6 protein-coding genes and 1 pseudogene are annotated in these 5,848 nt (G+C 62.8%); all 7 read left to right on the forward strand.

From position 1 onward, the window contains the following. A pseudogene (locus tag KAY22_RS23235) lies at window positions 1-326 on the forward strand (TonB-dependent receptor); the annotation flags it as partial. A 75-nt stretch (window positions 327-401) separates the two neighbouring features. Beyond that, complete coding sequence (locus KAY22_RS23240; RefSeq protein ID WP_296625533.1) at window positions 402-1,241, forward strand: SDR family NAD(P)-dependent oxidoreductase; 840 nt, start codon at window positions 402-404, stop codon at window positions 1,239-1,241. Between the two features lie 105 nt (window positions 1,242-1,346). Next, entirely contained in the window at window positions 1,347-2,234 is an 888-nt protein-coding gene (locus KAY22_RS23245) for a VOC family protein (protein ID WP_296625534.1), read from the forward strand. A gap of 5 nt (window positions 2,235-2,239) precedes the next feature. Next, the gene (locus tag KAY22_RS23250; RefSeq protein ID WP_296625535.1) at window positions 2,240-2,956 is read left to right on the forward strand and encodes an MFS transporter; all 717 of its coding nucleotides are present in this window, start codon (window positions 2,240-2,242) and stop codon (window positions 2,954-2,956) included. Between the two features lie 132 nt (window positions 2,957-3,088). Continuing rightward, window positions 3,089-3,568, forward strand: coding sequence for a hypothetical protein (locus KAY22_RS23255; protein ID WP_296625536.1), 480 nt, complete (start codon window positions 3,089-3,091; stop codon window positions 3,566-3,568). A 3-nt stretch (window positions 3,569-3,571) separates the two neighbouring features. Then, window positions 3,572-5,344 (forward strand): acyl-CoA dehydrogenase, encoded by a 1,773-nt coding sequence (locus tag KAY22_RS23260; RefSeq protein ID WP_296625537.1) that lies wholly within the window; start codon window positions 3,572-3,574, stop codon window positions 5,342-5,344. Window positions 5,345-5,362: 18 nt separating this feature from the next. Then, a partial coding sequence (locus KAY22_RS23265) for an SDR family NAD(P)-dependent oxidoreductase (protein WP_296625538.1) occupies window positions 5,363-5,848 on the forward strand: 486 nt, incomplete at its 3' end.

A 5,848-nucleotide genomic window follows, 5' to 3' on the forward strand; every position in this document is an offset into this window, starting at 1 on the left:
CGCGTGCCCCGCGCACGTCATTCAATGTCGGCTTCGACTGGGGGACGGATGTCTCGAGCGGAGGTCGTGTGACCGTGTCGGGTAATCTCTACCACAGCTCGCGGGTCTACTTCGATTTCGCGAACAACTTCTCGCAGAAGCCGTACAGCCTGATCAGCAGCGAGATCGCCTGGACGAGTGAGGATGAGGCGCTGAAACTCAGCCTCTGGGCCGCGAATCTCACCAATGAGAAGGTGTTCCGTGAAATCCGCAACGGACCGCTGACGAGCGACGTGTCGTACGAGACGCCGCGACGCATCGGCGTCGGCGCATCCTTCCGCTTCTAACCGCGGAAGTCTGAGGCTCGACCGGCAAGGCGCACGCCTTGCCGGTCCGCCCGTCGGGCAATTGAAGGGGCGGGAATGATCGATCTCACCGGCAAGGTCGCGGTAATTACCGGCGGTGCAGCAGGCATTGGCCAGGCGACCGCACGAAAAATGACGGCGCTCGGCGCCTCGGTCGTGATCGCCGATGTCGACATGGCGAGCGCGGACGCGCTGGTCGACGAGCTGACGGCTGCCGGCTCGGCTGCTGCGGCGGTGCGCGCTGATATTCTTGTCGAAAGCGATATTGAGGCGATGCTGGCTTTTGCCGTTGATCGTTTCGGCGGTCTCGACATCCTACACAACAACGCCGGCATCCCCCGAACCATCGCGCCCGACAGCGAAGTTGCGTTGATGGACGCCACTAACTGGCGGCGCACGCTCGATGGGCATCTGACCAGCGCGATGCTGGGCTGCAAATACGCGATCCCGCACATGATCACGCGAGGTGGCGGATCAATCGTTAACACATCGTCGTCCAGCGCGATCGCCGCCACGATGGATCTCGCCGCCTATAGCTCGGCCAAGGCGGGCCTCCACGCGCTTACCCGCGAAGTCGCCGTCACTTACGGTCGCGATAATATCCGCTGCAATGCGGTTGTGCCGGGTGCTGTGCTTACCGCGCGGGGCCGGGCGACACTGCCACCCGATATCTTCCGCCTGTTCGCGGAGGAAACGCCACTGCCCCGCCTGTCGATGCCGGAGGATATCGCCGACGCGGTCGTCTTCCTGGCTTCCGAGGCATCTCGAATGATCACCGGGCAGGCGCTGGTTGTCGATGGGGGTATGCAGAGCAAGCTTCCCTACTGGCTTCCGAAAATGAAGGCGACGCGCGGCGACCGCTTCGACGAAACGACGTTCGCTTTTCCGGAGGACTAACGGTTTCAGCGAAACAGAGGCGGTTTGCATGACAAATCCGTCATGCTAACATGACAGTTCATTTATTACAGAAATCGGATGGCAAATCCGATGGGGAGTGGGACGATGGCAGGCGTTACGGAGCTCGGTTACCTCGGGATCAACGTGTCCGATGGCGATGCGTGGCGTAAGTTCGGCACCGAAGTCGTTGGCCTAGAGCTCCTCGACGAAGGCGAGGGCGACCGCTTCTACTTCCGTATGGACAGCTGGCATCACCGCTTCGTGGTCCACGTCAACGACAAGGATGACATGGCCTATGCCGGCTGGCGCGTCGCCGATGCCGAAGCGTTGGCTGAAATCCTGGCGCGGCTCGATGGCGCTGGCTTTGCCTATCGGATGGGTACGATGGAGGAAGCGGCCGAACGGCGCGTTCTGGGGCTGGCGAAGCTGACCGACCCCAGCGGCAATCCCCTCGAGCTTTTCTATGGGCCGCTGATCGACGCCCATATGCCGTTCCATCCGGGCCGACGCATGCACGGCAAGTTTGTCACTGGCGCCGAAGGCCTCGGTCACATGCTGATCCACGCCGACGATCCCGTTGAATCGCACCGCTTCTATTCGCTGCTCGGAATGAAGGGCGCCGTCCAATATCATCTGCGCTCACCGAAGGGCACGGTGCAGCCGGTGTTCATGCATTGCAACGACCGGCAGCATTCGCTGGCGTTCGGCGTGAACGGCGACAAGCGCCTCAATCACCTGATGCTTGAATATGCTGAACTGAACGACCTCGGTAAGGCCCATGACATCGTGCGTTCGCAAGGCATCGATGTCGCGCTTCAGCTCGGCAAGCACTCGAATGACGAGGCGCTGACCTTCTATTTCGTCACGCCGTCGGGCTGGCTGCTCGAACTTGGCTGGGGCGCGGCGAAGGCGTTCCTCCAGCAGCAATATCACCTGAACGATGTGTTCGGCCACGGCATCGAAGTGTCGGGCATGCACGACGTCGAGCTTTAAGGTCGATGTCTATCGCCGATCCATCGGCGCGAGCGGCCGTCACACCCGCTCGCGCGTGGGGCGCGCTGACTCTTCTCAGCGCGCTGTACATTGTGTCGTTCGTCGATCGGCTGATCCTTGCGTTGCTTATCGAGCCAATCAAAGCCGACCTTGGGATCAGCGATGTCCAGATGGGCCTGCTCATCGGCACTTCGTTCGCACTCGTATTCTCGATCGCGGGCCTGCCGTTGGCGCGGCTGGCCGACACCGGAAATCGGGTCATGCTGATCTTTGTGGGTGCGGTAGGGTGGGGGATAAGCACCGCGGCTGCGGCCTTTGCCGACAGCTTCGCCGTGCTTTTGCTCCTCAGGATCGGTGTCGCGGTAGGTGAGGCTGCGCTGACGCCTGCTGCCATGTCATTGCTGTCAGACATGTTCCCGCCCGCGAAGCGGGCGCTTCCGATCAGTATCTACGTGATGGTTGGGGTATGCGGCGGCTCGGGCGCGATGCTTGTGGGAGCTGCGGCCATTCAAGCCGCGGCTGGTATGCAGGGTGACGCCGGCATTCTCGGATCGCTGAGCGCGTGGCGGCTGACGCTGCTGTTTGTCGGGCTACCCGCCGTTGTGCTGGCGCTTCTGATCCCCTTCGTGATCCCTCGAGTGCCGCGTGGGGGCGCCGTCGAAGTCCCAAAAGCATCCATGAAGGATGTCATGGCGCACTATCGGGCAAATCGCGTGACCTAAACTGGGTTTTACACTGTTACGGGCATCGTCTCGGCGATCAACTTCAGCATTCTCGCTTGGTTTCCGACCCATCTAATCCGCACGTACGACCTTACGGCAGCATCCGCCGGCTATGCGTTTGGCATCGCGGGGGTGCTGGCAAGCCTGACCGGCGGCGTGCTGTTGCCATGGGTTTCCCGGCGCCTTGCAGCGCGCGGACGCTCCGATGCGCCATTGACCATCGCCTTGTTCGTCGCCTGCATTTCGACGCCGCTCTTGGTGCTTTCGCTTTTGGCATCAACCGTGGAGATCGCGATGGCGGCCGTCGTGGTGCCGCTGGTGCTGCAAATGGGGCTTGGGATCCTGATGGCCGCGTCCGCACCCCTGCTCGCGCCGGCCTCGGTTCGTGCACAAGTCGTTGCCATCTATTACCTGGTACTGACGCTCGTTGGCCTCGGGGCTGGGCCGACCCTCGTTGCCTGGATCGCTGAGAATGTAGCCTTGGCGGGCGGTAGCGTTGGCGTGGCACTGGCCGCTATCACGCTGTTGTTCGCGCCGCTCCAGATACTTGCCATCCTGCGATCGCGAGCCGCGTTCGCTCGAACCTTCGATGTCGCTAGCGTGGCGGGCTGAGCTATGTCGCTTATCCTTTCACGCCGCGATATCGACTTTCTGCTGTTCGATTGGCTCGACGTCGAACAGCTGCTGGTGGCCGAGCGCTACGCCGCGCATGATCGTGCGACCATCGATGCTGTGATCGACCTCGCCGCATCGCTTGCCGAGGAGCAGTTCGCGCCGTTCAACAAGCTGTCAGATCAGCACGAGCCGAAGATGCTTGAAGACGGGCGAGTTAAGATGCCCGCCGAAACCGCGACAGCGCTGAGGCACTTTTGCGAAGCAGGCCTGATGGCAATGTCGCAACCGCACGACGTCGGCGGTATGCAGTTGCCGTTCGTGGTCGAGAAGGCGGCGTTTGCTTGGTTCCAGGCCGCGAATGCAGGGACGTCAGGCTATGCGCTGCTGACCACCGCTGCGGCCAACCTGCTGCTTGAGCATGGCTCGCCTGAGCAGATTGATGCCTACGTTCGGCCGATGCTGGCTGGCCGCTTCTTCGGCACTATGTGCCTTTCCGAGCCGCAGGCGGGATCGTCGCTCGCCGACGTGCGCACTCGCGCGGTCCGCCAGGGTGACGGCAGCTTCCGCCTATTCGGCAACAAGATGTGGATTTCGGGCGGCGAACATGACCTCGCTGAATCGATCGTTCATCTCGTGCTGGCCCGTGTCGAAGGTGCAGTGCCGGGAGTAAAGGGCCTCTCGCTGTTCGTCGTTCCGCGCGATCTGCCTGGCGGCGATCGCAACGACGTAAGCCTTGCCGGGCTCAACCACAAAATGGGTCAGCGCGGCACGGTCAACACGCTGCTGAATTTCGGCGAAGGGCGCCATCAGCCGCAGGGCGCGGCCGGTGCAATCGGTTGGCTCGTCGGCGCCGAAGGCCAGGGTCTCGCCTGCATGTTTACGATGATGAATGAGGCGCGCGTCGCTGTGGGCACCAGTGCCGCGACGCTCGGCTACACGGGATATCTCCACGCGCTCGACTATGCGCGCGGTCGGCCGCAGGGGCGCGTGCCGGGCAACAAGGATCCAAACTCCGGGCAGGTTCCGCTTACCCGGCATGCCGACGTGCGCCGAATGCTGCTGGCACAGAAGGCGTATGCCGAGGGTGCGCTGGCGCTCAATCTCTATTGCGCCCGATTGGTCGATGTTCAGCGAACGAGCGACGGCGACGTGCGCGAAGAAGCTGCCCTGCTGCTCGACATGCTCACGCCGATCGCCAAGAGCTGGCCTTCGCAGTGGTGCCTCGCCGCCAACGATCTCGCGATCCAGGTCCACGGCGGTTACGGCTACACGCGCGACTACAACGTCGAGCAATTCTACCGCGACAACCGACTAAACCCCATCCACGAGGGGACACACGGTATTCAGGGCATCGATCTGCTCGGCCGGAAGGTCGCGATGCAGGAAGGCCGCGCGCTCAAGATTTTCGGCGAGAAGGTCGGAGCGACCTGCCAACTTGCTAGAGAGGCAGGGCTTGGTGAAGACGCGCAGGCTCTCGACGATGCGTTTGTCGAGCTCGAGTACACCAGTTTCCTTCTGCAGGCTGAACCCGACGCGGAAACGCGTCTCGCCAACGCCTCGATTTTTCTCGAAGCGTTCGGTCACGTCACGCTCGCCTGGATCTGGCTCGAGCAGGTCGGCGCCGCTGCCGCAAAGCAAGGCGCCTTCTTCGACGGCAAGCGCGCCGCCGCTCGCTACTTCTTTGCCTACGAACTGCCGAAGGTTGAGCCGATGCTGGCGCTGTTGATCAGCGGCGATCGCACCACGCTCGACCTCGACCCCGACATCCTTTGATCGACAGAAAGGTGCCTCATGGACCTTGGACTTAAAGGCCGTACAGCCATAATTTGCGCGTCAAGCCGCGGCCTTGGCTACGCCTGCGCCGAGACCTTCGCGCAGGAAGGGGCCAACATCGTTCTCAACGGTCGCTCGGTCGACGCGCTAGAGGCAGCGGCCGAGACCCTGCGCTCCAAGTACGGCGTGACCGTCACCACGGTTGCCGGCGACGCGACAACGGACGAAGGATGCGCCGCGCTGGTCGCCGCCTGCCCGGCCCCCGACATCCTAATCAACAATGCCGGCGGGCCGCCGCCGGGCGACTGGCGCAGCTTCGACCGCGAGGTGTGGCAGAAGGCGATCGACGGCAACATGCTCGGCGCGATTTTCCTGATCCGCGCATATGTCGACGGCATGGCGGAGCGTGGCTTTGGGCGCATCGTCAACATTACGTCGGCGATGGTGAAGATGCCGATGGACATCCTAAGCCTGTCGGTCGCCGCGCGGCTTGGCCTGACCGGC

It is taken from the genome of Rhizorhabdus sp. (assembly GCF_018006725.1).
Classification (GTDB): Bacteria; Pseudomonadota; Alphaproteobacteria; order Sphingomonadales; family Sphingomonadaceae; genus Rhizorhabdus.

Coding starts and splice junctions, on each gene's coding strand:
- KAY22_RS23245 (WP_296625534.1), top strand. CDS start 1,347: ATGGCAGGCGTTACGGAGCTCGGTTACCTCGGGATCAACGTGTCCGAT.
- KAY22_RS23260 (WP_296625537.1), top strand. CDS start 3,572: ATGTCGCTTATCCTTTCACGCCGCGATATCGACTTTCTGCTGTTCGAT.
- KAY22_RS23250 (WP_296625535.1), top strand. CDS start 2,240: ATGTCTATCGCCGATCCATCGGCGCGAGCGGCCGTCACACCCGCTCGC.
- KAY22_RS23240 (WP_296625533.1), top strand. CDS start 402: ATGATCGATCTCACCGGCAAGGTCGCGGTAATTACCGGCGGTGCAGCA.